Raw genomic sequence first — 24,564 nt, forward strand, 5'->3', positions numbered from 1 at the left:
AACAGCCGCCCATCCGGCGAACCCTCATGTTTTGCCTGGCTTTGGCCCTGGTGGTGTTTCATCTGGGTCTGATTTTTTCAGGCCTTGTGCCCAATCTGATCAGCCGCCCGGTCCACTTGGCGCTGGCCTTGCCCTGGATTTTCCTGTTTGCCGAAGGTGGGTTTTTCAAGCGCATCAGTGGCACCATCTTGTGTCTCGCCGGGGTCGCAGCCAGCCTTTGGATAGCAATCAATCAGAACATGCTGTCCGACCAATACGGCTTTTTGGAAGGCGATCTGCAGTTTGCAATCGCTGCCGTGCTGCTGGTTGTTGTGCTGGAAGGCGCAAGGCGGGCGATCGGCTGGCCCTTGCCCATCGTTGCCGGCTTGGCGCTTCTCTATGGCCTCTTCGGTCAGCATATTCCCGGTGAATTTGGTCACTCCGGCACGCCTTTGGCGAGTTTCTTGGGAACTTTGACGATTGCCGAAGGCGGGATCTGGGGCAGCCTGACCGGTGTGTCGGTCAATGTCGTGGCGATCTTTGTGATTTTCGGAGCAGTGCTCAATGCCGGGGAAGCAGGACAGGGGTTCATGAACCTGGCGGCGGCGGCCGCCGGGCGGCTCAAGGGGGGAGCTGCGAAAGTCTCGGTGCTGTCGTCGGCTCTGTTTGGCTCAATCTCCGGCTCGGCATCGGCCAACGTTGCGTCCACCGGCGCGATCACGCTCCCTGCCATGACACGGCTTGGTTATCCCAAACGACTGGCTGCCGCGGTTGAAGCGGTGGCATCCTCAGGCGGACAGATCATGCCGCCGTTGATGGGGGCAGGGGCCTTTGTCATGGTGGAACTCACACGCGTTCCTTATACCCAGATCATGATGGCGGCCTTGTTGCCCGCCGTCCTCTATTTTCTGGCGGTCTGGATCGGCATCAACGCTTACGCCCGGCACTACGATCTGAAAGCTGTTGCCAAGGAAGACCGGCCCGCAAGGCGGCAAGTCGCGATCACATCGGCGTTTTTCATGGTGCCCTTTGTGGTGTTGCTTTATGGGATGTTCATTGCTGAATATACTCCGCAGTACGCGGCCTGCATGGCGATCCTGGCCGGATTTGCGCTGCTGTTTTTCAATTCTCAAGGTCTTGCCAGTCTCCCGGAAATCCTGTCGCGGCTCGAAAAGGCGCTGTTGAGCGCAGCCCGTCAAGTGTCGGTCATCGCTTCGATCATCATCTGCGCGTCAATCGTCATCGGCGTTTTGTCGATCACCGGCCTTGGGGTCAAAATCACGTCGCTGATCCTGTCCGGATCCGGCGGATATCTGTGGCCGTCCTTGTTCCTGACAGCTCTGGCCTGTTTGATCCTTGGAATGGAAGTGCCAACGACAGCGGCTTATGTAATTTGCGTTTCTGTCGCCGGGCCTGCGCTCATTCAACAAGGCCTGGATCCCTTGCAGGCGCATTTGTTTGTTTTCTGGTTTGCGCTGATTTCGACCATCACACCACCGGTCTGCGGGGCAGTGTTCATAGCCGCCGGGATGATTGAAGAAAACTGGCTGAAAGTGGCGTTCACGGCGATGGCCCTGGGCATTGGGCTTTACATCATTCCCCTGGCAATGATTGCTAATCCTTCAGTTATTTCATTGACCGAGACACCGCTCCTTGCACTGCTTGCGGCGGCCAAGATCGGAGTTGGGCTCGGCCTGTTATCCTTTGGCGTGATTGGCTTCACAAAACCGCTGCAGAAGGTGGTGGCCATCGGAGTTGGTTTGTTGGTTGTTTTTATCGGCGGGCTTTAGCTTAATACTTGGAAGCGTTGGTCTTACGATATTGATTCCGGAAAGCAGAACAAGTCATTGAAAACCGGAGGCGTTCTTGGCGCTTGAGCGGATACTTAGGGGATATGTGTGCGCGTGTCTCGTGGCTGCTGCTACAGTCGTGTTGGGCGTCGTAATCCAGTTTTTTGACCTCCCAGAAATCATCGATATTTCAATAAATTACATAGCAGCTCGTCTGGTGGCCTACCTACTCCTGTTTTTGATAACTCTTATTGTGGCAGTTTTGCCAGCTTCGCTCATCATCATTGCTGGTGAAGTCTTCTCTATTCGGAAGGTTTGGTATTACATGGCACCTGCGGCAGCGGTTGGATTTTGGGTGACATGGGTTATCGATGGCGTTCAGTATTCTGCTTTTGATACCGGTGTTTTTGTCGCCGCCGGTGTATTGGCAGGATTGATGTATTGGTACGTTGCAGGACGGGATGCTGGGCGCGGTTCCTGGCCAAGATTTTAATTCCAGGCTGGGTTGCGCGGCAAGTTGACGGAAAAAACAATGACCGGTGAAAAAGATCTTCAGAACCTGATTGCGCATATGCGGCCAATGCTGGATCCGGAACCGTATGTGTTTTGTACGTTTGCCAAAAAGGGCCTGATGGAACTGGCCGATTACGAGCCAATCGGCCTGTTTTGTGAAACAGAGGGCGTCACCGCCATCTTGCCGCTCGAGCGGGCACGCGAACTTGGGCTTGCAGATGCTGAGTGGTTTCGCCGGATCACGCTTACGGTGCATTCTTCTCTGGAAGCTGTTGGGTTGACCGCGGCTGTTTCCAAAGCACTTGCGCAAAAGGGCATTCCGGCCAACGTGGTCGCGGCTTACTTTCATGATCATGTGTTTGTGCCCGAAGAAAGGGCTGAAGATGCAGTAGAGGCTTTGCGCGCCTTGGCAAGTGATGTGTGACGATCGTTTGACCGCATTGGGGAAAGTGGGCTTCTGCGGCAATATCGCGTTTGTTTTCCCTTGCAATTGGCGCTGCAGCTTCCCATTCCTAAGGTTAGGCAATCAGGGGTAGGTTTATGGAACGGGCCAAGCGCCGTTTAGCAGCAATCATGTGTGCGGATGTCGCGCATTATTCCCGGCTCATGGAGCAGGATGAAGACGGCACATTGAGCCGGTTGAAAACTTACCGCAGCATCATGTCGTCTCTGACCAGCCGCCATAATGGCCGGATCGTCAACACCTGGGGCGATTCAGTGATTGTTGAGTTCACATCCGTGATCGAGGCTGTCCAATGTGCGGTCGAAATCCAGAACGAGCTCTCGCACAAAAATGCAGAACTGCCCGACGCTACCAAGATGGAATTCCGGATCGGACTTAATCTTGGTGACATCATGATTGAGGGTGATGACATCTATGGTGATGGTGTCAATGTCGCCGCACGGTTGCAGGAATTGGCGCCCAAGGGCGGGATCATGCTGTCCCAGTCCGTATATGACCAGGTACGGACCAAACTTGCGCTGGGCTTTGATCCGCTCGGGCCAAAACAGGTCAAGAATGTTACGGAACCGGTCGAAACCTATTCCGTGCGATTGGGCGGCCGAAATGAACCGGAAGAGATCTCTGGTCCGGAGCCGTCAAAACGCAGCGAGCAAGCGGGGGCAACAACTGACCGAACGCACGATTGGGAAAAAGACACACAAGCAGTTGCCAACGGGTTTGAACAAGCGCGCCGCTGGCTCCGCTCGCAGCCAAAGCGTGTGCGTTCTTGTGTGTTTATGATCGGCTTTTTCTTTGTATTGAACTTGTTGACCTCGGGCCTGTCGACACTTTGGTTTGTGTGGCCATCCCTGCCATTCGCTGTGATGCTCGCCTGGCATCTCATAGTCGGCCGGAAGGGCGGGAAAATGCCAGTTCATCCACACCGGACTGATTGATTTCCCTGATTGCCGGACTCCGTTGGCGGTCTGATAACTCTTTTCGGATTAAGAAGGCCAACATGATTTGCGAGAATGGGCCTCTTCGCTTACACATGAAACAAACCGGATCAGGTCGGCATGTCGACTTTGCCGGAAAAAACCGCCGGATCCGACCGGCACAACAGCCAAGGGAGCTAAATCCTGCGCATGAAAAACTATTCGACCACGGTGCCTGCAAGCCTCGACGATGACGACGAGGATAAGTCCAAAGCCCAACAGTCGATCCAGGTCGACAAGCATCTGTTCGAAGCGCGCACGGTACTGATCACCGGTCCGGTGACCCAGGACATGGCCCGCGACGTGTGTTCCCGCCTGCTTGCGTTGGCACAGGTTTCGAACGATCCAATCACTGTCATCGTGTCGTCCCCAGGCGGCCACGTTGAATCCGGTGACATGATTCACGACACAATCAAGTTCATTTCTCCAGAAGTGCGTATTCTCGGCATGGGCTGGGTCGCAAGTGCTGGGGCCTTGATCTACGTGTCCGTACCGAAGGAAATGCGTTTCTGCACGCCCAACACACGTTTCCTTTTGCACCAACCATCCGGTGGTGCTGGCGGCATGGCAACCGACATCGAGATCCAGGCCAAGGAAATCATCAAGATGCGTGACCGTCTGAACCAGATCTTTGCAGATGCAACTGGTCAGCCGATCGATCGCATCGAGAAAGACACCGACCGCGACTATTGGATGAGCCCGGAAGAGGGCATTGACTATGGTCTCGTTGGAAAGGTCGTCACCAGCGTTGATGAGCTGGGCTGAGTGCTAGCTGACAGCGATCTGCGAAGTTTTTGGAGCGCCGGTGAAGATTCACCGGCGTTTTTCTTTAGGAGCTGATCTTCAGGCGTGCACGAGTTCGTTTTCGATCGAATATACCAGGACCGGGGGGACCGGTTTGGGGGCAAGAACTCGCGGACGGAGACGGCTCATCGTCGTTCGCAGGCCCTCTTCGCCTTCGAAATTCCCAGATGGGCCGAAAAAGACAGAGACCAAGTGATCGACGAACCGCTCATAAGCATCTTCGCAATTGCATAAGGGGGATAAAAGGTCGGCCGCTGGTTTGCCGTCATAAAATGGCGAGCCACCGAACAGAAACACCAGAAACTCGCATAGATCTCCGGATTGTTCGAATTCACCACGCGATGAAGGCAGATCAAAGCATGGGTCAGCTTCAAGCGCTTCCCTCAAGGCTGGAAGGGCATTTTCAATCGCCATTCTGCCTCCGATTTTCATGTACAATGTCATCTCACTGACTCCGAATATCCGTCTGAATCTGTTTGACAGTTTGCGGCAGTTCCCGGTCAGTCGCTGTGATGCTGATCACAGCGATTATGTCCTTGGAAAAAAACAACAATGATTTTTGGATCCTTACATGATGTTTCAATTCCAGCCATTGGTTTGGGGACCTGGGATCTGCACGAAGAAGATTGCGTGCGGACTGTGTCATTCGCTTTACAGAACGGGTACCGGCATGTGGATACGGCGGTTTACTACGGCAACGAAAAGGACGTTGGTGAGGGAATCCGGGCCTCGGGGGTTGATCGCACGGAGGTCTTCTTAACCACTAAAGTCTGGTGGGATCAGCTGTCTGCTGAGGCCTTGTTGCGGTCTGCTGAAGACAGCGTGAAACGGCTCGGGACCGGGTATGTTGACCTTCTTCTGGTGCATTGGCCCAATCCGGATATTTCTTTGAAGGAAACTATAGGTGGTTTGTTGGAGGCCAAATCCCGCGGATTGACTAAATCAATCGGAGTTTCGAATTTCCCTTCGGTGCTTTTGTGGGAAGCGCAAGAGCTTGCGGATGGCCATTTGATTACCAACCAGGTCGAATACCATCCGTTTTTGAGCCAAAACACCTTGCTGCAGACCTGTGCGGATCTCGGTATGACGTTGACCGCCTATTGTCCGATCATCAAAGGGCGCGTTGCGGATGAACCGGTTCTTGCTGAAATTGCGGAAAAACACGGCAAGTCCCCGGTTCAAGTGACCTTGCGTTGGCACATGCAGCAAGACAATGTCATTGCCATTCCAAAAAGCAGCAATCCGGACCGGCTCAAAGCCAATCTGGACATTTTTGATTTTGAACTCAGCCGCGATGATATGCGCCGAATATCCGCACTTGGCAGCCCCGCCGGACGGACAATTCATGCCGATTTTGCACCTGACTGGGATGTCGACTGATTTGTCATCCGAGCTAGAACCAAGCGGTGGTCGGTGTTATCCGCCGATTTTCGGTCGTTGTTGCTTTTCCCCGCCAATTTATAAATAGCTTCCTGGAGCCGCAAACGTGTTTTTCTACCTATCCAAGATCGCCTATTTTTTTATCCAGCCGTCCAATGTTCTGGTTGCCTTGGTCGTTCTGGGCGGGGTTATGTCCTTGCGTCCGCGTTTTCGGGTGTGGGGGCGCCGTCTGGCATTACTAGGGGCGTTTGGGTTTTTGGTCTGCGGGTTTTCACCGGCCGCCAATTTTTTGATGCTGCCGCTAGAGGAGCGGTTCTCCCGTCCGGAACGGCTTGGATCTTATGATGGTGTTATAATTTTAGGCGGGGCAGTGGACACGGTCATTACGGGCGCACGCGGGGATACGGCGCTGACCTTGTCGGGAGAGCGGCTTACCATCGCGGCGCGGCTCGCCCGCGCGCTTCCAGGTGCAAGTATCATCCATACCGGCGGGCAGGGCGTCATCATCTCCGGCCAGACAACCGAATCTGAAGGTGCCGCGCGCCTGTTTGCTGATTTCGGGATCGATGAAAACCGGATCATTTTAGAAGATGAGTCGCGCAACACCTGGGAAAATGCGGTTTTGACCAAGAAGATTGTGGATCCGCAGCCGGGGCAAACCTGGCTTCTGGTCACGTCCGCCTATCATATGCCGCGCTCCATGGGCGTGTTTGAAGCGGCTGGCTGGACCGGCGTCACGCCTTATCCTGTGGACTATCGCACCCGTGGCGCCATTGACCGGACCCTTGGTTTCAATGGGGCCTCGAAAGGATTGCGAAGATTTGATCTGGCATTCAAGGAGTGGGTGGGGATGACGGTCTATTGGATGACAGGCCGCAGCAGCGCTTGGTTTCCTGGTCCGGATACGGCCGGCTGATCATTATCCTGAATGCATATTTCCACATTTTCCCACTTTCAATGCCAATGACTTGCACCCATATAACCGGTGTCTCATTGGTATGATAAGGACGTGGGCAGATGGTCCTGGAAGCGCCGCTTGTTGCGGCAGACGTCGTGCAATGGCTCTACAGCGATGCGGCATATTTGGACGGCACATTGGAAATTGTATGTGAACTGGCCACGCGGCTGCAGGGCGGGGGGGTGCCAGTTGACAGGGTAACGACCGGAATTTGGATCGTTCATCCGAATGTCCGGGCGGAAGGTTCGATTTGGACAAGCGATGGCTCGCGCGAGCTGCGCCGCTATGTTCCCGGTCCGGATTCAGAAGCCGACTACGAGAACAGTCCGATCAAACAGGTGCATGAAACAAAGCGCTCCGTTCGGGTCCGCATTACGTCCAGCGAAAACACCGAAGATGATTTTCCGGTCATCCAGGAGCTGCGCGACGAAGGATATACTGACTATCTCGCGCTGCCGATGCCGTTCTCCGATGGATCCGTCAAAGTCGCGACCTTTGCGACCAAGGCACCGGGCGGCTTTTCTGTTTCCCATTTGAGTGTATTTGACTCTCTCATGCGGCCGCTGGCGCTGGTGTGTGAGCTCAAGACCTTGCAACGCACGGCCGCAACGGTTCTCGACACCTATGTCGGGCCACGTGCAGGGTCGAAAGTGCTGGATGGCACCACCCGGCGGGGAGACGGTGAATGGATCAAGGCTGTGGTCAGCTTTGCGGATATTCGTGGCTTCACACGACTGTCCAACACTCTGCCGGCAGACAAGATTGTCCTGTTCTTGAACAAGTATTTCGGCGCGATGACAGAAGCCGTGGAGGCGCATGGCGGCGAGGTGCTTAAGTTCATCGGCGATGAGGTGATGGCGATCTTCCCCTATGAAACGGACGAAGAAGCCAGGGAAGCGGCCTTCCAAGCGCTGCTTGCCGCCCGTGACACTTTTGAAAAGATAGGTGAAATCAACCAACAGAGGACCTGTGTGCAAACACCGGACATGAGTGTTGGGATCGCCTTACATGCAGGCGACGTCTTCTATGGCAATGTCGGCAGCGAAACCCGTCTGGATTTCACGGTGGTTGGGCCTGCAGTCAACCTTGCGTCACGGATTGCGGAACTTGCAAAAGACCTCGGACGGGACGTCCTGGTGTCTGACGCGATTGCCGGCATCATGGGATGTCGGCACGGTTTGTTCGGCGAGTATCATGTGAAGGGATTTGACGATCCTGTTGAGGTGTATTCTCCGGACTTAACCGCCGGAGACAAACTTGGGTATTGTCCGGACACGACCGCCGAACGGGCTTTGGAAGCAAATTGACGGCGCAGCAGGACCAAAAGCACAGCGAGTGTCAGCACCGCAAAGGCGATTGGTCCTGCGAACCAGCCTAAAAAACCGATGGCGAAGAACAGTGCTCGCTGACCTCGGTTGAAATGCCGCCCGCCAAGAACGTTTAATTCTCCGGCCTTTTTGGCAATTTCGTGAATGATCTCAGCATCGCGCTCGTTGCGTTCCGGAACCGAGCCCATGACGATACTGGCATAGTTGAAGAGCCGGTAAGCCCAGCCGAATTTGAAAAAGCTGTAGGCAAAAATCAGCATCAAGCCAAGCACCTTGACTTCCCATAAGGCCCGGCTGGTCGAGACGGGAACGGACAGATCGCCAGCGACTTGCAAGATCATGTCCGTGGCATCCAGAAGCGCAAAGCAGCCACCAATGGCCAGCAGTGCTGTGGATGCAAAAAAGGCCGTGCCTTGCTGAAGGCCGGACAGAATGGCCGTGTCCATAATCCGGACCTCCCGGCCGGCCATAGTCAACATCCAGCCACGGCGGTGAACGTCCATCGCGTGAGACAGGGTTTTCTTGCGCAAAGGGCTGATGTCAATCAGGAGGTTGAAGCCGAACCAGGCCAGGAGAAACCAAAGGGCGGCGGCAAAATCAAGCGGGGAAAGGGCGTGCATGAGCTCCACAGGCAGTTGGATGCCCTGACGTAGGGCTGGTGCCGCATACTATCCGCAAACCCTTGCAAATGAGAACTGCTGCTGGACAAATTCCAAAACCGGGCCGGTCCAAATCGACATCGGCCTAGGAATTCTGATTTGGCCGGATTTCAAATGTGATTAAGTTCTCCTGCAGCTTGCAATTCCTTCTGGGGTTGAGGGCCGAAATAAGGCAAATCACTGCGGCCGTCCTAAATTATTTGTCGAACAAATTTATTTATAAGTATCAGAAATAATTAGCTAAATGGAGCCGTGCGTTTTTTGCAAAACTGATGCCGCTTTTTTGCACTTGCGAACGGGTAAGGGATCGTTTACCTCCTCGCCTCAATGGCGCCACATTTGCGGCCGCAACCGGCCGGCAACGCCAAAACCATATAGGGATTTTATGGACGAACACGTGCAGAAATCTTGTTGGAGCGTCACGCTTTGGACAGTCGCAGCTGTTGGCCTTGCATTGACCATGGTCCTGCTGTTCAACGACGTTGAAAACGCGCAACAAGCCGTCGCCATCGCCCAATAGGGCTGGGACGTATCCATTTTCAAAAGCCGTAGCGAGAGCTGCGGCTTTTTGCGTTTGTACCTTCCTATTAGTTGAGCGTCGGTGCTGACGGCTTAAGTCTGGGATCAGGCCGGTTCAGGGGTCCAAAGACCTTCCGGAATTCCATTTGGCGCACCACGGTGGTTTGGCCGGGATGGCTGATCAAAAAACCTGTATAGGCGTTCTGGCGCAGGGGCAGCAGCACCAGGTGAACGGTGCCGAGCGTCGGCCAGTCAACGTTCGCTCCCCAGGCAGGAACATCTTTGGCTGACTTAAGCGTGCTGAGATCCAGAATATCTGCACTGCCCAGAACCGAGGAATTGCCAGAATTCCATGTCAGTGCAGCCAGGCCGTTTTCGATCTTATAGAGCACAATTTCTGAGCCATTGATGGTCAAGAGGAGAGATCCGGCTTCCGAACTGCGGAGAGTGACGTCTGCTGTCTGCAGATCGACACCGAGCGGATGCCTTTTTCCGCCGCGCTCCACAAATCCCGCCGAATTGATGACTTTGAATTTGCCCAAAGGCAGGACTTCTCCCGCCTGGAGCGAAACCGTCAGAGCCAGAAGAGCAAACAAATGGAGGAGTATGCGCACGCTTGGTCATCCAGCCGGTTTGGGAGGAGGCAGTATAGCCTGACGAATCTTGAGAAAGTCTTCGACAGAAGAGCTATTTGGACAGTGTGACGACCAGATCCTCAATCGTGGCATGCTCAGGTGTCCACCCAAGGATGCGCCGGGCGTGGGTATTGTTCACGGATTGCGACAAGGCGTAACCGGCAGCCCAGTCCAAGTCCGGATTTTGCCCATCCGGCGCCTGTTGTGGGATGATGTCCAGAGGCTTTCCATGGCGGGCGGAAATATGCGCAGCCAAATGATCAACCGAAATTTCTGAAATGCCACTGCCGATGACTGACATTCGGAACCGGTTCTGTTTCAGCACGAGGCCGTAGAGCCTCGCCAAGTCGGTCACCTCCACCAACGGCCAAAGCGTCTGGCCATTTGCCCGGGTTTCGAATTTGCCGCCAGATTTCAAGGCGGCTGTCATCTCAGCAATCGGTCCAAAGTCCGGTCCGCACACCAGCGCGGGGTGAATGACCGAGAGAGAAACATCCGTACCAGCCGACAGGGTTTTGATGGTTTCCGTCATGAAACGGAATGCGGGCAGGGGCGCGAATGGAGTCTTTTCGCTCAAAAGGTCGCCGCTGTCACTGGTTTGCGGAAAGAGCCAGATGCCGCCGGTGTAGATGATCTTTAGCGGTTGTTTGCGGTGCCGGGCTGCCTTTTTCAGGTCCAGCATAGCTATCCGGTCGACCTTGCCCATATCGTCGGAAAAGGTCGCGCCGGTATGGATCACCGCGTCACAGGTCGCAGCCCGGTCCACCCAGGTTTCCGGTTGGCGTAAATCTCCTGGATAGGCTGATGCGCCCAAAGCCCGAAGTTTTTCGGATGAAGAGCCAGAGCGCGCAAGTCCGATGACCTGGCAGCCGTCTTCAATGAGATGACGCACCACTGCCGACCCGATGCCGCCGGTTCCACCTGTTACAAAAACGTCCATCGGTCGAGACAACCGGTTTGAAGCTCGGTGCGCAAGAGGGCTGATCCGAGTTATAGACACAATCCACCGCTTGCGCGGGCAGGTCTCTTGACCTTGACCGCTGTGCTGTTAGGTCAGGAACATGACCTTGCATCTGGTAAAACTGTGTGTGGGCGCTGACAGCGTCGAAAGCTTGCAAGCCTGGATCGATTTCCGGATCGAGCAGGCGCGGGCTGCTGGCCTTGGTGAATTCACCACCCACACCACACGGATGGTGCCGACCCGGCGGGATGAGCTGCTGGATGGCGGGTCACTCTATTGGGTGATTAAAGGCAAGATCCAGGCACGCCAGCATCTGATGGATATCCGGCCGTTTACCGATGATGCTGGGATCAAACGCTGTGACCTGATTCTAGAGCCGCGGCTGATTCTAACACAGTACCAGCCAAAGCGACCGTTTCAGGGGTGGCGTTATCTCAAAGCGGGAGATGCTCCTGCGGATATTCGCGCAGGGGCCGATGTTCAGAATATGTCGGACAGCATGCGCCGGGATCTCACCGAACTCTGTTTGATCTGAATTCGTTATTCAGCTGTTTTGGAGCCCGTGTGCGCATCGCCTGCCGGTTCGAACAAGGTCAGCACATGTTTGATCACGGGTTCAAAGCCCGGCCAGGCCCGCTCCAGGTTAGGATTATCCAGTTTCCGGGTCATGGCCAGATGGGCATAGCCGTGGACCAGTGACCAGACCAAGATTTCAATTTCCTCAGGATGCGCGGTTGGTGGAATCAATGGCGCACAGGCCGCGCGCAAGATCCCGTAGGCATGACTAGCGTTTGTTGAATAATCGGGGTCATCAGATCCGAACTTCTGACCTGAGAAAATAAACAGGAACAGGTCCGGGTGTTCCTGCGCGAAATCCAGATAGCCATAACAAATGGCAGCAAGCCGGTCTTTCGGATCATCGCCTGCATTGCCTAACCGGTTTTCCATGGCTTTTGCGAACACGGCAAAGCCCTTTGCAGCAATCGCTGTTGAGAGGCCCATCAGGTTTTTAAAGTGGTATCCGGGCGCTGCGTGAGAGACACCGGCTTTGGCCGCGCATTCACGCAAGGACAGACCGTCTGGACCGCGGTCCCGCAACAGTTCAATTCCCGCATCGATGAGCGAGGCCCGCAAAGTTCCATCCCGCTTGCGCGGTGTTGACGATGATTTTGTCATGCGAGTTTCATGAAAGAGCAACTTGACGATGTCAAGTTTGCGCCTATCTTGACAGTGTCAAGTTATGAGGAGGTAAGGACATGCTGGTCGCAAATAGGGCTATCGGACAGACGGGTTACTGGATTGCTGCTGTGTTTTCGGTTCTAGTCGCGCTGGCGTCTTTTCGTTTTCTCGTCTGGGGCGTTCCGGCAACCATGGAGATCGTGGCGCACAATTTGGACGGCAACCGGCTGGCGCTTTACGGCCATATCGGATTTGCCCCTGTTGCCCTGGCCGTGATGCCCTTTCAATTCCTCAAAGGTCTTAGGGCCCGCAAACCGCACATTCATCGCTGGCTCGGCCGGATCTACGTTGCTGCAATCGCTATCTCCGGTATTTCTGGGCTCATTCTAGCATTCACAACAATTGCCGGAACCTTTGCCGGGTTTGGTTTTGGTATTCTGGCGGTCATCTGGCTTGGAACGACCGGTGCAGCTCTTGTGTTTGCCTTGAAACGTGACTTTGCCAGGCACCGGGTCTGGATGATCCGGTCTGCCGCGTTGACTTTTGCGGCGGTCACCCTGCGGCTGCAGCTTCCAATCGGCTTTGCATCAGGGGCTGAGTTCAGCAGTTTCTATCCAATTGTTGCCTGGTCCAGTTGGGTTCCAAATGCGATCCTTGCGGAAATCTACCTCTTCTGGATGCGTCAATTGTGGCAGCGGCCACCGGCGGAAGCTCAGGTCCGGGCTTGATTGTCTTTACACAGCTGAAAGTCCGTCAAAACTTGTCAAATTCCATGGAGCAACCCAAGTTGATGAAAGAGATCAGTTTGGGAGCTGCTTGAATGGCAAAGACGGATGATAAGCGGACATCGGCCTTGACCCAGAAAGGGGAAACAGCGCCGTCCGCGTCTTCCGATATTGCAGCCTTTCTGGACAAGGTTCAGAACACGCCGCCGCAAACCGATCGCGGCGGACGGCTGATCTTTGCGCTCGATGCCACAATGAGCCGCCAGCCGACCTGGGATACGGCCTGCCAGTTGCAGGCGGAAATGTTTCAGGAAGCGGCGTCCATTGGTGGCCTGAAAATTAAACTTGTCTATTTCCGCGGCTTTGGCGAGTGCAAAGCCTCACGCTGGTTCGAAACCGGCCGTGATCTTGCCGGCGTGATGGGGCGGATCACGTGTCAGGGTGGCCACACCCAGATCCGCAAAGTTTTGGCGGCCGCATTAAGTGCGGCGGAAAAGGAAAAGATCGCGGCTGTTGTCTATGTCGGCGACTGTATGGAAGAAGACGTCGACACGCTGTGCGACAAGGCCGGTCAGTTGGGGCTGTTGGGTGTCCCGATGTTTCTATTTCAGGAAGGTCGCGATGCGGTCGCTGAGCGGGCCTTCCGGGAAATCGCGCGTCTGACAAATGGGGCCTATTGCCCCTTTGATGCAGGCGCTGCCCGCCAGCTGGCGGAGCTCTTGAAGGCTGTAGCCGTCTATGCCAGCGGCGGGCGCATGGCCTTGGCAGCTTTTGAACGGAAAGGCGGGCAGGGTGCCCGTTTGCTATTGGAGCAACTCAAACCGACATCATGATTTATTTTCTTCTCGGCCTCGTGCTGCTTGTTGTGTTCGTGGCCTTGGCACGGCAATTCGTCCAGGCCAATCCGGCGGCACTGGCGCAATCGATCCGCACCTATGGCGGTATCCTATTGATCTTATTGTCGGCGGTGTTTGTTTTTACCGGCCGGATTGCGCTTGCCATCCCAGCGTTCGGTTTCGGCGTGTCTTTGCTTGGATTGGCAGGCCTACGCAATTTATCCGGCTACAATCCGCAAAAGAGTTCCGGGCAGCAGTCCCGGGTGCGGTCAGCCATGGTCGAAATGGAGCTGGACCATGATACCGGCGGACTGTCTGGAACAGCCCTGGCCGGCGGCTTTCAGGGCCGCAGGCTGGATGACTTGGCAGAAGATGAGCTCAGGTCCTTCTGGCAGGAAGCGCATCAGGACGAGCAGAGCTTGAAACTAGTCGAAGCTTATCTCGACCGCAGGCTTGCCGGATGGCGTGAACACTTCGAGGCGGATGCCGCAGATCGGCAAGGAAGCGCGTCGAGCGCGGGCCCCATGACAGATGAGGAGGCCTACCAGATCCTGGGGCTTTCTCCCGATGCCGGGGACGCGGAAATTAGAGCTGCGCACCGCAGGCTTATGATGCGGGTCCACCCCGACCAGGGTGGCTCCAGTTTCCTCGCGGCGAAAATCAACGAGGCGAAAGACACGCTTCTCAGAAGACATTGACGACATCCATTACTCAATTACTGATAGATGGCGAAGCAGGCGAATTTCGCCTTTTTCAAGGTTCTGCAAGCCCTGCGGGCTGCGGTTTTATTGTCAAACCCGGCAAAGCGGGCGCGGTAAAGGGTCTTGCCATTGGCTTCGACCGGTTCGGTATAAGGATCACTGCCGCGCAGCGCCTGTTTGGCTTTGGCGCCAGCTTTCATTAAAAGCGCCTGCGCCTGGGCTTCTGTCTCTGCCGCTGCGATCTGGATCTGCCAGCTTGGAATAACCTCCGGCTTGGCGTCACTATCGGCCAGGTCTGCTTCATCTGCATCGCCCTGCGCCATTTCTTCCGGTGCATTTGTGGACGGCGTTACAGCGGCGACGGCAATGCTCGGTGCGTTTTCAACATCTGCTGCCGGGATCACCTCAATGGCTTCGGTCTTTACCGTACGGATCGGGAGCGGTGCCGTTGGTGCCAGTTCGTCAGTGCGGACTGGTAGATCTTGACCTGCACGCGCTCGTGCGGCCTGAAGCAAAGCGGCTTTCGTAATCGAATTTGTGGTCAGCGATGCATCCGGGCTTTGGCGCGGTACTGGCGGTAAGGCGCTTGCTACGGCAAAGGTGTCGTTGAAGCGGGATTTCACAGCCTTTGGCGGCAGCGGTATCTGGTTTCCAAAGCCTGGGACCGGTGCTGGAGCTGGGGCAACAGCCGCAGCTCTTAGGGCAGCCGGAGCTTTGACCGGAGCAGCACTGCTTGCCAAGACAATTGGCGCACCTGTTGCTGGTTCAATTCTCCGGCCTGGTTTTTGGATCGGCCGCGGCGGGTTCTTCAAAGAGGCAGCATCAAAGGACCGAGGCGCAGTTTTGGCAGCGATGAGCGGCGCTGTCCGCTTGCCTTTGCTGGCCTTCGGCAAATACCGGCGGATCAGATCCGTCATATGGGCATTGCGGCGGGCGCCGGTTTTCCCGCCCATGACAACAGCAACGATGTGGCGGCCATTGCGTTTGACCGAAGACGTCAGGTTGAAACCAGAGGCGCGGGTGTACCCAGTCTTGATGCCGTCCACGCCCTTCACACGGCCCAAAAGCCGGTTGTGGTTACCGAACCTGCGGCCCTTGTATTTAAATGACCGGGTCTTGAAGTAACCGTAATACTGCGGGAACCGCTCCTGAATGGCCCGGCCAAGGGTTGCCATGTCGCGCGCGGTGGTGCGCTGAGCTGAATTCGGCAAACCGTGCGGGTTTTTGAATGTCGTCTTTGACATGCCCAGTTGGCGGGCAGTCCGGGTCATACGGACAGCAAAGTTCTTTTCAGAACCGCTAATGTTTTCGGCAATCACCGTGGACGCGTCGTTTGCCGATTTGGTGATTAGGCCAAGAATGGCGTCTTTGACCTTGATCGTGCCGCCTCTCTTCAGGCCGAGCTTGGTCGGCGGGCGGCTGGCGGCATATTTAGAAACTTTCAGCCGCGAGTTCAGCGACAGGCGCCCGGCTTCCATTTCCTCGAACAAGACATAGAGCGTCATGATCTTGGTCAGAGAAGCAGGATAGCGGTAGGCATCGGCGTTCGATGCATAGAGGGTCTTGCCGGTTTTGGCATCAACCACGATACCGGCGTACTTCGAGTTGGCGTTTGCCGCCGCTGGGGCACATAAAATGAGCGTGCCGGCAACAATGAGCTTGTTCAAACCGGCAAACATTCGCGCAGAGCGTGAAAGACGCATACCAAACACTGTTATTTTCCCAATCCGGGTCACGCATTTCTTGTGTGAACAGGTTGCTGTTCAGCCAGCCCCAGGCTGGACAGCCGGCCTGTCCGTGAATCATTAAGCGTATTTGATGGAAACACGGTTACGAATGTGTAAAGGAGATGCTCGAAAACCACTTAATAAATATAAATTTTGTTATCGTTAATTAAGTGTAAACTCAGTCAGAGCTTCGAATTTCTTATTTGAATTGTGAGTGAACTTGAAAAATTTTAGTATTTTGGGTGATTAATCTTTCTAATATTCTGTGTTGCTTAAGGTCACTTTCGCTTTCCAGAATACAGTCTGGCTAATTTCATGGTTTAGTATGAAGCCTAGTGACCGCAAATCTGATTGCCAAACTAAGCGCAAAATCCTTTGGAAAAAGGAATGTGTGCATTGCGGTGAGGCAGGTGATTTTCAGATCAGGTATTCACCGCCTGGTTTCGACGATAGCCAAACCTAAATTACGGATTGGCCAAGCTTGCGAAACACTGATATTGTGGAGTGCCCTCGCGGTATCCGGCATTTACAGCAATCTTGTCGAAGAGACTGCCCATTCTCGGCGTCCTCTCTATTTCCGGGATAAGATTGTTAATTTCTCGTAAGGGTTGTTTTTGCAATGCAAAATCACCTTGACACCTATTGTGCAGTGCATTATCTAATTGGCGTTAGGTAAAGCGACAGGCGCGCCGGACACTCCAGACAGGCCTCGCATAAAGGGTCTGGCAGCCGGTCCGCCGGAGAAGGGCAAACGACATGATGAACAACTTCGATGAAATCCAGAAGATGAGCAAAGACAACATGGACATGGCCATGGAAACTTTCGGTTCCATGAGCAAGGGCTTCCAGGCGATCGCAGCTGAGGTTGCTGACTACCAGAAAAAGTCTTTCGAAGAAGGCACTGCAGCCGTTGAAAAGCTGGTAGCGTCCAAGTCTCTGGATAAAGCATTCGAAGCTCAGGCGGACTATGTAAAGACTTCCTACGAAGGTTTTGTCGGTGAAATGACCAAACTCGGTGAGATGGTTACCGACATGTCCAAAGACGCTTATAAGCCGTACGAAGGCGTTCTTGGCAAATTTGCCAAGTAAGCTGAGGACTTCTGGCGCTCGCTAGAATGTGATTTTTTGAAAACCCGGTCGCAGGCGGCCGGGTTTTTTCTATTTAGCAGATTTACCCAACTATTCTTTTTTTGAATTCTATTTTTATCTGCCAGCCAAAATTCGCCCAAAACCTCATCTTTTAATCGGTTTTTAGAGACCTACATCCCCTAATGGAACAATGCTCGAGCATCTGGCCGGGAAATCGGATGGATGTTGATGAAATCGACCATTGCGCAAGTGCCGCTGGCGCGGCAGGATTATATCAATCGGGCGAAGAACGTGCCCGGATGTAACCTGCGTTAAGAACAGGTCCGGACCAGCTAGCGATGCTAGTCGGACCATAAGAAAGTAGATGGTTAGGGCTGGAGTGACACAGACGAGTGTAACTGAAATGTCTGCGGGATCTGATTATGACAAGGACGGTGGTGACGCCGGAACGGTTGTTGTCACCCGGACGAAAACTGTCACCAAGCGGCCAAACCTCTACCGTGTGCTGCTTTTGAATGATGACTACACGCCCATGGAATTTGTGATCCATGTGGTGGAGAGTTTCTTTCAAAAGAACCGTGAAGAAGCCACGCGCATCATGCTGCATGTGCATCATCACGGCGTTGGGGAATGTGGAATCTTTACCTATGAAGTCGCCGAAACCAAGGTGACACAGGTGATGGATTTCGCACGCCGCCATCAGCACCCCCTGCAATGCGTCATGGAAAAAAAGTGAGGACCCACACACGTGCCTTCCTTCTCGCGCAGTTTAGAAAAAGCCCTTCACCAGGCTCTGGCGCTCGCCAACGAGCGGCAGCAGGAATATGCGACACTTGAGCACCTGTTGCTGGCGCTCCTGGACGATCAGGACGCGGCCGCGGTGATGCGTGCCTGCAATGTTGATCTGGAGACGATCCGGCGCAACTTGGTGGAATATATCGAGACCGAGCTCGACAATTTGGTCACCGACAGTGATGAGGATGCCAAGCCGACAGCTGGGTTCCAAAGGGTGATCCAACGTGCCGTCATTCACGTGCAGTCCTCCGGACGTGAGGAAGTGACCGGAGCAAATGTTCTGGTTGCCATTTTTGCCGAACGTGAAAGCCATGCGGCCTATTTCCTGCAAGATCAGGACATGACCCGCTACGATGCGGTCAATTACATTTCCCATGGGATCGCAAAACGGCCTGGAATGTCCGAGGCCCGCCCGGTGGAGGGCGCTGAAGAAGAGGATGTTCTGTCCGGCAACGAGGCAGAAAAGAAACCGGCCCAGAAGACCGACGCCTTGGAAGCCTATTGCGTCAACCTCAATGAAAAGGCCGAAAAGGGTAAGATTGACCCGCTGATTGGCCGGGACAGCGAAATTCAGCGGACGATCCAGATCCTGTGCCGCCGGTCCAAGAACAATCCCTTGTTCGTTGGGGATCCGGGAGTAGGTAAAACCGCGATTGCCGAAGGCCTGGCCCACCGCATTGTCAATGCCGACGTTCCGGAAGTCCTTCTGGATGCGACCATCTTTTCCCTTGATATGGGATCGCTTCTTGCCGGTACGCGCTACCGCGGCGATTTCGAAGAACGTCTGAAGCAGGTGGTCAAGGAAATCGAAGACTATCCTGGCGCTGTGATGTTCATCGACGAGATCCATACGGTTATTGGTGCCGGTGCGACCTCTGGCGGGGCAATGGATGCCTCCAACCTCTTGAAACCGGCGCTGGCATCTGGGGCGATCCGCTGCATCGGGTCGACGACCTACAAGGAATACCGCCAGTTCTTTGAAAAGGACCGGGCGCTGGTGCGCCGGTTCCAGAAGATCGATATCAACGAGCCGACGATTCCGGACGCGATCGATATTCTGAAGGGCCTGAAACCTTATTTCGAAGATTTCCATAAGGTTCGCTATACGCAAGACGCCATTAAAACAGCGGTGGAGCTGTCGGCCAAATATATTGCCGACCGGAAACTGCCGGATAAGGCGATTGATGTTCTGGATGAAACCGGGGCCAGCCAGATGCTGGTGCCGGAAAACCGCCGCCGCAAGACCATAGGCGTCAAGGAAATCGAGAACACCATCGCCACCATGGCGCGGATCCCGCCGAAATCCGTTTCCAAGGACGATGCGGAGGTTCTTGAAAACCTCGGCAAGGATCTGAAGCGGGTTGTTTACGGCCAAGATTCAGCGATCGAAACACTGGCGTCGGCCATCAAACTGGCGCGCGCTGGCCTGCGGGAACCGGACAAGCCGATCGGGTCTTATCTCTTCTCCGGTCCGACGGGTGTTGGTAAGACGGAAGTGGCCCGCCAGCTGGCGTCTTCCCTTGGTGTGGAGCTGATCCGTTTCGACATGTCGGAATACATGGAACGGCACACGGTCTCACGTCTGATCGGCGCACCTCCTGGTTATGTTGGCTTCGATCAGGGCGGCCTGTTGACTGATGGTGTCGACCAGCATCCCCATTGTGTTCTGCTGCTGGATGAAATTGAAAAGGCCCATCCGGATCTCTTCAACATCCTGTTGCAGGTGATGGATCACGGCAAGCTGACCGATCACAACGGCAAGCAGGTCGACTTCCGCAATGTCATCTTCATCATGACCACCAATGCGGGCGCGGCCGATATGGCCAAAATGCCGGTGGGCTTCAACCGCATCAAGCGGGAAGGGGATGATCAGGAGGCGATCAACAAGCTGTTTACGCCGGAATTCCGCAACCGTCTCGATGCGATCATTCCGTTCGGCAATCTGCCGATGGAAGTCGTCTACAAGGTGGTCGAGAAGTTCGTCATGCAGCTGGAAGTTCAGCTGGCGGATCGCAATGTCACCTTTGAACTCAGCGAAGACGCCATCAAATGGCTGGCTGACAAGGGGTATGACAGCCAGATGGGCGCCCGTCCGCTTGGCCGGGTGATCCAGGAACACATCAAACGGCCATTGGCCGATGAAGTGCTGTTCGGCAAATTGAAAAAAGGCGGCATGGTCAAGGTGTCGGTCTCTGAAGACGCCAAGGGCCTTCTTCTGGAAAGTGTCGAGGAGCGGGTGGCGCCGCAGAAACCTAAAGCAAAAGCTGAGGCCAAACCTAAGCCGAAGCGCAAACGCAAACCGGCGGCCAAAACTGCCGCTGCCAAGACATCCAAACCGAGCGGCAAAGGCGGCACAGCCAAGAAGAGCCTGGTTCCAAAAGTACCGCTGGCGGACTGAGGACGGTCGAAATTATTTAAGATTGAAACGGGCGCCATTTGGCGCCCGTTTTTTGTTGGCAGGCAATGGCTGCAAGTAGGTATCTTTTCAAAACACAGTACAGTTTTCTTGATAACCGAATTCAATTGGAAATTTTAGAAATATGATATGCGATGAATACATGTAGTATCTCCGCAAATTTACTGATGATGTTACGCTAAATTTTCCTTTTTGACAGAAAACAATGCGGCTTCAATTAAGGTTCTCCTATGGTTTGATCTCTTGTTGTTTCTTTTTGTGGGCATTGGTGGCGAAATACTTCAATGGGCAATCAAAAGAGCAAAATTGAAGGTTTGAATTTGCTTCGTCGCCCGGATGAGCTGTTCGAAGAAGTCGAAGCTATGGCGGGTATCGGCTATTGGGAATGGGATGAGCTGGAAGACAATTGCACCTATTGTTCTGAGCAGCTCGCCCGCATGCACGGCGTCAGCGTCGAGGAATTTCTGTCTAGGGCCACTTCGATGGATGCAGACCTTGAATGGGTCCATCCGGAAGACCGGGAGCACTACCGCTATACAACGCGCCAGCTTCAGAAAACCAAGGGCATCGTTGAACTGGAATACCGTATCATTCCAACCGGAGGCGGTGAAATCCATGTGCGTGAACGCGGTGTAGCGGTGGTCAATAGCGCCGGTGTTCACCTCCGCTCCTATGGGTTTATTCAAGACATCACCAATCTCAAAGCCGCCGAAAACGCTCTACTAGACCTCCATCACCGCCAAGAAGAACTGCTGGAACAACGGACCGAAGAGCTACGGCGTAGCGAGCAACGCTACGCCTTTGCAATATCGGGTTCAGAGCAAGGGGTGTGGGAGTGGGACATCCAGACCAGCGGCAACTATTTGTCGGGGCAGTGGAAGAGAATCTTGGGTTACGCGGATAATGAACTCCCCAATGAGCCCGGCACCTTTGTGCGGATAATACATCCCGACGATCTCCAAAACGTCGAAACAGCCGTGCGTGCCCATCTCAAAAACCGTGAGCGGTATGACATCGATCATCGAGTGTTGCGTAAGGACGGTACGCCGATATGGGTTCGCGCGCGGGGGCATGCGATATGGGACGCTGAAAATCACCCTCTAAAGATGGGCGGAACAATCAGTGATATCACCGAGTACCGGAGACTATTGGAAAACGCTCGCTACTATGCTGAACGGGACCAACTAACAGGCCTTTACAACCGGCATTATTTTACACGTTCCGCCGATCAGTTCTTGAAAGACCGGGGTCCTGACTGCGTATTCTGCGGCGTCGCTATATTGGACTTGGACGAGTTTAAAGAAATCAATGATTGTCATGGTCACCCAGCAGGTGACAGCACTCTGGTGACCATTGCTGAGCGGCTGGTTCGAGAGGTTGGGAATAGGGGAATTGTAATCCGATTGGGTGGTGATGAATTTGCTATCGTCTTTTGTCTCAAAGTGGAAAGGCAATCACCCGAGACTTTTTTCCATCAGCTTCTTGAGGCGCTTTCGAAGCCTATTTCTTGGCATGGATTTGTTTTTGAATGTACGGCTTCGGCCGGGCTTGCCATCAAAAATCCCAATAAGCCGTCTAACGCTACAGAACTCTTGCAGCATGCTGACTTAGCCGTTTACGACGCCAAAGCGAGTGGCGGAAATTGCGTTCGGTCTTTCACCGAAGATTTGCTTACTTCTGCACTAGATCGGACAAAAACACTCTCAACGGCCCGCAGTGCACTCGCCGAAGACAGGTTCGTGGTGTGTTATCAGCCGAAGATAGATCTCAAAACACTCAAGCTTGCTGGTTTTGAAGCGCTTCTTCGCCGGACCAATGATGACGGTTCTTTGGTGTCTCCGGCCGACTATATCGAAGTGTTTGAAGACAGTGTTTTGTCCTGCCGCATCGGTAACATGGTTCGCCGGCAGTTGTTCGAACAAGCTGCTGTCTGGAAAAACGACGGTTTTGATTTTGGGCATATTGCTTTCAACATCTCGCCTCCGGAATTTCAGGCCAATCAACGTGATTTTCGCTTTGTCGATGATTTGGTGAGGTCAATCACAGACACGGGATTAGAACCTGAAAACATCCATGTAGAGGTGACGGAAGATGTCCTTTTCACCGAGAAACGGCAGAGTGTAGCCGGCTTCCTCGGGCGTTTGCGCGAAAGCGGGATAAAAGTAGCCCTTGACGATTTTGGAACTGGACATGCGTCCCTGATCCACTTGAAAGAGGCCGAGTTTGATCTCATCAAACTCGACATTTCCTTTGTGCGCTCGATGCTGACGTCCCAAGCGGACATGGCGATCGTGGAAACGGTCTGCAGTTTGGCAGACAAATTGGAAAAACAGATTGTTGCCGAAGGGATTGAAACAAAACAGCAATTGATGGCATTGCAGAAGTTGGGTGTTTCCTTTGGGCAGGGGTATTTGATTGGCCACCCTTTGCCAGCGGAAGCTGCGCAAGAAGTGGCACAGAACCTATCGATTTGAAGACAGCGGGCAGTTCTCAGATATGGGAAATGCCACCTTAATAAATCCGCCCACTCTTTTTTGCGCCGCCTACTGAACCATTGAGTGCATCAGCAACAAAGAATTGCGCGGGTTTTCGCCGATGCGGCGGGCCGCGTGCGGCCACCAATCCTGTCCGAAAGGCACATAGAGCTGGACCCGTTCATCTTGGTTGGCCAGCGTTTTGACCGCGTCTTCCCGCGCATCCGACCAAGATAGGTCAGCGGACCGTTGATGATCAGCCTAAAGCTGCGCAGCCTGCCTTTGAAGCGAATTTAGAAGATGCCAGTGGGAGGTTTTCTAGAAAAAATTATGCCCGGCGCGGCTTTGCCGTTCGCCGGGCCATAGGGCCGATGGGTTACCGGACCGGGTGGCATTGTCGCCTTTCTCCGGTCTCCGGCGTTCCGCTTGCATTGTCTTGCAAGCCCGGACGCTGCAACGGCCACTGCACATATGTCCGTTGCTTTCAGTCTTGCCTGGCCACCTTCAGTGGATGGCTCAGACAGTAGGTCTTTCATTTTTCCGGCTTATTCAGCGTGATTTGCGGCGTGCCGCAATGCCGGTTTCTAGCTGTAGGATTAGCAAAAAATATATAGCCGTCAAATTATGTTATGTTATTTAGATATAACATAATCGATATAATTAGATAAGTGGTTGTAATGACGCTCAATCTTATCCAAAAAGGGCTGAAATTCCCTCACATGAGGCTCTTAGTGGAGCTGGGCCGACAGAAGAAAGTCACGTCTGCCGCCTCATCTTTGGGAATCGCCCAACCGGCGGCATCGCGGCTCATTGCGGAAATAGAAGACATTGTCGACGCCGAGATTTGTGTCCGAACCGGACGCGGCGTTGAGCTGACGGAAATTGGTACTTTTTTGGCGGACCGCTGTATTCGGATCTTGCAGGAAGTGTCCGATACCGGATTGGCGATCGATCAGCAAAAGAAGGGCGTTAGCGGACATGTCCGGATCGGGTCGGTCACTGGGCCTGCTGTTGAAAATGTTATCCCAGCGCTCAACTCGATCCGGGAGAAGTACCCGGACATCTCCATCTTTGTTGAAGTCGGTCCCAGCACCAATTTGGCTGGAATGCTGGCAGCAGGCAGTTTGGATTTTGCACTAAGCCGTTTGCCGGCGAAGCTGGCTTCAGCGACGTTTGATGAGCAACCAATCGGCCGAGAACCAGTTTGTATCATTGCGCGCTCCGGCCATCCGGATTTTAAAAACGCTGGAGACACCGCGCTCCAGGCCCTCTTGAAGCAGGATTGGTTGCTGCCGCCTGAGGGCGCGCCGTTGCGTGCTTCCTTGGAAGATGCATTTCGTGAACATGGACTAACCCCGCCTGCAGCGTCTGTCACCGTGTCCTCGTTTTTGTTCACGCTGATCATGGTGCAGAGTTCAAATGCTCTGGCCCCAATTGCCAAATCGGTTGCAGACAGTTTTGCCGGCGGCAAAAAGGGGGCAAATGGGCCGATCAAAATCTTGAATACGGATCTGAAGGTTCACCTGCATACATATTCGCTGCTCACTCGGACCGGCCAGAAACTGACGCCAGCCGCGCAACTGGTCGCTGATGAAGTGGTCCGCTGGGCAAGTGACAGCTCCGGCTTGAGGGGGCAGAACCTTTTTTGAGCCCAGGTTT

The 24,564-nt window shown here is 54.2% G+C and carries 24 protein-coding genes; 18 read left to right on the top strand and 6 right to left on the bottom strand.

Going from position 1 to position 24,564, the window contains the following annotated elements:
- The first annotated feature begins 26 nt into the window (after positions 1–26).
- The 5 genes from ACOOFE_RS09955 (at position 27) to ACOOFE_RS09975 (ending at position 4,484) form a co-directional block, all read left to right on the top strand.
- Entirely contained in the window at positions 27–1,769 is a 1,743-nt protein-coding gene (locus ACOOFE_RS09955) for a TRAP transporter permease (protein WP_420414784.1), read from the top strand.
- A 76-nt stretch (positions 1,770–1,845) separates the two neighbouring features.
- The gene (locus ACOOFE_RS09960; protein WP_420414785.1) at positions 1,846–2,262 is read left to right on the top strand and encodes a hypothetical protein; all 417 of its coding nucleotides are present in this window, start codon (positions 1,846–1,848) and stop codon (positions 2,260–2,262) included.
- Positions 2,263–2,301: 39 nt separating this feature from the next.
- Positions 2,302–2,706 carry an ACT domain-containing protein gene (locus ACOOFE_RS09965; RefSeq protein ID WP_420414786.1) on the top strand — a complete coding sequence of 135 codons (405 nt, stop codon included), beginning with the start codon at positions 2,302–2,304 and terminating at the stop codon, positions 2,704–2,706.
- A gap of 116 nt (positions 2,707–2,822) precedes the next feature.
- Positions 2,823–3,680: an adenylate/guanylate cyclase domain-containing protein gene (locus tag ACOOFE_RS09970; protein WP_420414787.1), complete on the top strand. Its 858-nt coding sequence runs from the start codon at positions 2,823–2,825 to the stop codon at positions 3,678–3,680.
- 189 nt (positions 3,681–3,869) lie between these two features.
- Positions 3,870–4,484, top strand: coding sequence for an ATP-dependent Clp protease proteolytic subunit (locus tag ACOOFE_RS09975; protein WP_420414788.1), 615 nt, complete (start codon positions 3,870–3,872; stop codon positions 4,482–4,484).
- Positions 4,485–4,562: 78 nt separating this feature from the next.
- Here the strand turns inward: ACOOFE_RS09975 and ACOOFE_RS09980 are convergent, their stop codons facing one another.
- Positions 4,563–4,937, bottom strand: a complete 375-nt coding sequence (locus tag ACOOFE_RS09980) for a Clp protease ClpP (RefSeq protein ID WP_420414789.1) — start codon at positions 4,935–4,937, stop codon at positions 4,563–4,565.
- A gap of 138 nt (positions 4,938–5,075) precedes the next feature.
- Between ACOOFE_RS09980 and ACOOFE_RS09985 the strand changes: the two genes are divergently transcribed.
- The 3 genes from ACOOFE_RS09985 (at position 5,076) to ACOOFE_RS09995 (ending at position 8,168) form a co-directional block, all read left to right on the top strand.
- The gene (locus ACOOFE_RS09985; protein ID WP_420414790.1) at positions 5,076–5,903 is read left to right on the top strand and encodes an aldo/keto reductase; all 828 of its coding nucleotides are present in this window, start codon (positions 5,076–5,078) and stop codon (positions 5,901–5,903) included.
- 106 nt (positions 5,904–6,009) lie between these two features.
- Positions 6,010–6,819, top strand: a complete 810-nt coding sequence (locus tag ACOOFE_RS09990) for a YdcF family protein (protein ID WP_420414791.1) — start codon at positions 6,010–6,012, stop codon at positions 6,817–6,819.
- A gap of 101 nt (positions 6,820–6,920) precedes the next feature.
- Positions 6,921–8,168 carry an adenylate/guanylate cyclase domain-containing protein gene (locus ACOOFE_RS09995; protein WP_420414792.1) on the top strand — a complete coding sequence of 416 codons (1,248 nt, stop codon included), beginning with the start codon at positions 6,921–6,923 and terminating at the stop codon, positions 8,166–8,168.
- On the opposite strand, the gene ACOOFE_RS10000 is transcribed toward ACOOFE_RS09995, so the two are convergent.
- On the bottom strand, positions 8,054–8,809 hold the full coding sequence (locus ACOOFE_RS10000) for a DUF599 domain-containing protein (RefSeq protein WP_420414793.1): 756 nt from the start codon (positions 8,807–8,809) through the stop codon (positions 8,054–8,056). The two genes, ACOOFE_RS09995 and ACOOFE_RS10000, sit on opposite strands and share 115 nt — an antisense overlap.
- Positions 8,810–9,245: 436 nt before the next feature.
- Between ACOOFE_RS10000 and ACOOFE_RS10005 the strand changes: the two genes are divergently transcribed.
- Positions 9,246–9,368 (top strand): hypothetical protein, encoded by a 123-nt coding sequence (locus ACOOFE_RS10005; RefSeq protein ID WP_256370124.1) that lies wholly within the window; start codon positions 9,246–9,248, stop codon positions 9,366–9,368.
- Between the two features lie 67 nt (positions 9,369–9,435).
- On the opposite strand, the gene ACOOFE_RS10010 is transcribed toward ACOOFE_RS10005, so the two are convergent.
- Complete coding sequence (locus tag ACOOFE_RS10010) at positions 9,436–9,981, bottom strand: hypothetical protein (RefSeq protein WP_420414794.1); 546 nt, start codon at positions 9,979–9,981, stop codon at positions 9,436–9,438.
- Between the two features lie 73 nt (positions 9,982–10,054).
- Positions 10,055–10,942 (bottom strand): SDR family oxidoreductase, encoded by an 888-nt coding sequence (locus tag ACOOFE_RS10015; RefSeq protein ID WP_420414795.1) that lies wholly within the window; start codon positions 10,940–10,942, stop codon positions 10,055–10,057.
- Positions 10,943–11,063: 121 nt separating this feature from the next.
- Between ACOOFE_RS10015 and ACOOFE_RS10020 the strand changes: the two genes are divergently transcribed.
- Entirely contained in the window at positions 11,064–11,498 is a 435-nt protein-coding gene (locus ACOOFE_RS10020; RefSeq protein WP_420414796.1) for a DUF1489 family protein, read from the top strand.
- Between the two features lie 5 nt (positions 11,499–11,503).
- Here ACOOFE_RS10020 and ACOOFE_RS10025 read toward each other — a convergent pair whose 3' ends face one another.
- Positions 11,504–12,139, bottom strand: coding sequence for a TetR/AcrR family transcriptional regulator (locus tag ACOOFE_RS10025; RefSeq protein WP_420414797.1), 636 nt, complete (start codon positions 12,137–12,139; stop codon positions 11,504–11,506).
- 80 nt (positions 12,140–12,219) lie between these two features.
- Here ACOOFE_RS10025 and ACOOFE_RS10030 point away from each other — a divergent pair, with 80 nt between their 5' ends.
- From ACOOFE_RS10030 to ACOOFE_RS10040, 3 genes are all read left to right on the top strand, one after another.
- A complete protein-coding gene (locus ACOOFE_RS10030) occupies positions 12,220–12,870 on the top strand; it encodes a DUF2306 domain-containing protein (protein WP_420414798.1) in 651 nt (216 codons plus the stop codon).
- A 92-nt stretch (positions 12,871–12,962) separates the two neighbouring features.
- Positions 12,963–13,700, top strand: a complete 738-nt coding sequence (locus ACOOFE_RS10035; protein ID WP_420414799.1) for a VWA domain-containing protein — start codon at positions 12,963–12,965, stop codon at positions 13,698–13,700.
- Positions 13,697–14,401 (top strand): DnaJ domain-containing protein, encoded by a 705-nt coding sequence (locus ACOOFE_RS10040; protein ID WP_420414800.1) that lies wholly within the window; start codon positions 13,697–13,699, stop codon positions 14,399–14,401. The genes ACOOFE_RS10035 and ACOOFE_RS10040 overlap by 4 nt, the downstream gene beginning before the upstream one ends.
- 17 nt (positions 14,402–14,418) lie before the next feature.
- Here the strand turns inward: ACOOFE_RS10040 and ACOOFE_RS10045 are convergent, their stop codons facing one another.
- The gene (locus ACOOFE_RS10045) at positions 14,419–16,107 is read right to left on the bottom strand and encodes a serine hydrolase (RefSeq protein ID WP_420414801.1); all 1,689 of its coding nucleotides are present in this window, start codon (positions 16,105–16,107) and stop codon (positions 14,419–14,421) included.
- 780 nt (positions 16,108–16,887) lie between these two features.
- On the opposite strand from ACOOFE_RS10045, the gene ACOOFE_RS10050 reads away from it, so the two are divergent.
- The 5 genes from ACOOFE_RS10050 (at position 16,888) to ACOOFE_RS10070 (ending at position 24,554) form a co-directional block, all read left to right on the top strand.
- The gene (locus tag ACOOFE_RS10050) at positions 16,888–17,220 is read left to right on the top strand and encodes a phasin family protein (RefSeq protein ID WP_420414802.1); all 333 of its coding nucleotides are present in this window, start codon (positions 16,888–16,890) and stop codon (positions 17,218–17,220) included.
- A gap of 403 nt (positions 17,221–17,623) precedes the next feature.
- Positions 17,624–17,956, top strand: a complete 333-nt coding sequence (gene clpS / locus ACOOFE_RS10055; RefSeq protein ID WP_420414803.1) for an ATP-dependent Clp protease adapter ClpS — start codon at positions 17,624–17,626, stop codon at positions 17,954–17,956.
- 12 nt (positions 17,957–17,968) lie between these two features.
- Positions 17,969–20,413 (top strand): ATP-dependent Clp protease ATP-binding subunit ClpA, encoded by a 2,445-nt coding sequence (gene clpA / locus ACOOFE_RS10060; protein ID WP_420414804.1) that lies wholly within the window; start codon positions 17,969–17,971, stop codon positions 20,411–20,413.
- 455 nt (positions 20,414–20,868) lie between these two features.
- The gene (locus tag ACOOFE_RS10065; RefSeq protein ID WP_420415558.1) at positions 20,869–22,905 is read left to right on the top strand and encodes a putative bifunctional diguanylate cyclase/phosphodiesterase; all 2,037 of its coding nucleotides are present in this window, start codon (positions 20,869–20,871) and stop codon (positions 22,903–22,905) included.
- A gap of 719 nt (positions 22,906–23,624) precedes the next feature.
- Positions 23,625–24,554, top strand: a complete 930-nt coding sequence (locus tag ACOOFE_RS10070) for a LysR family transcriptional regulator (RefSeq protein WP_420414805.1) — start codon at positions 23,625–23,627, stop codon at positions 24,552–24,554.
- Positions 24,555–24,564: the final 10 nt, after the last annotated feature.

The organism is Roseibium sp. (genome assembly GCF_965216085.1).
In the GTDB taxonomy this organism is placed as follows: Bacteria; Pseudomonadota; Alphaproteobacteria; order Rhizobiales; family Stappiaceae; genus Roseibium.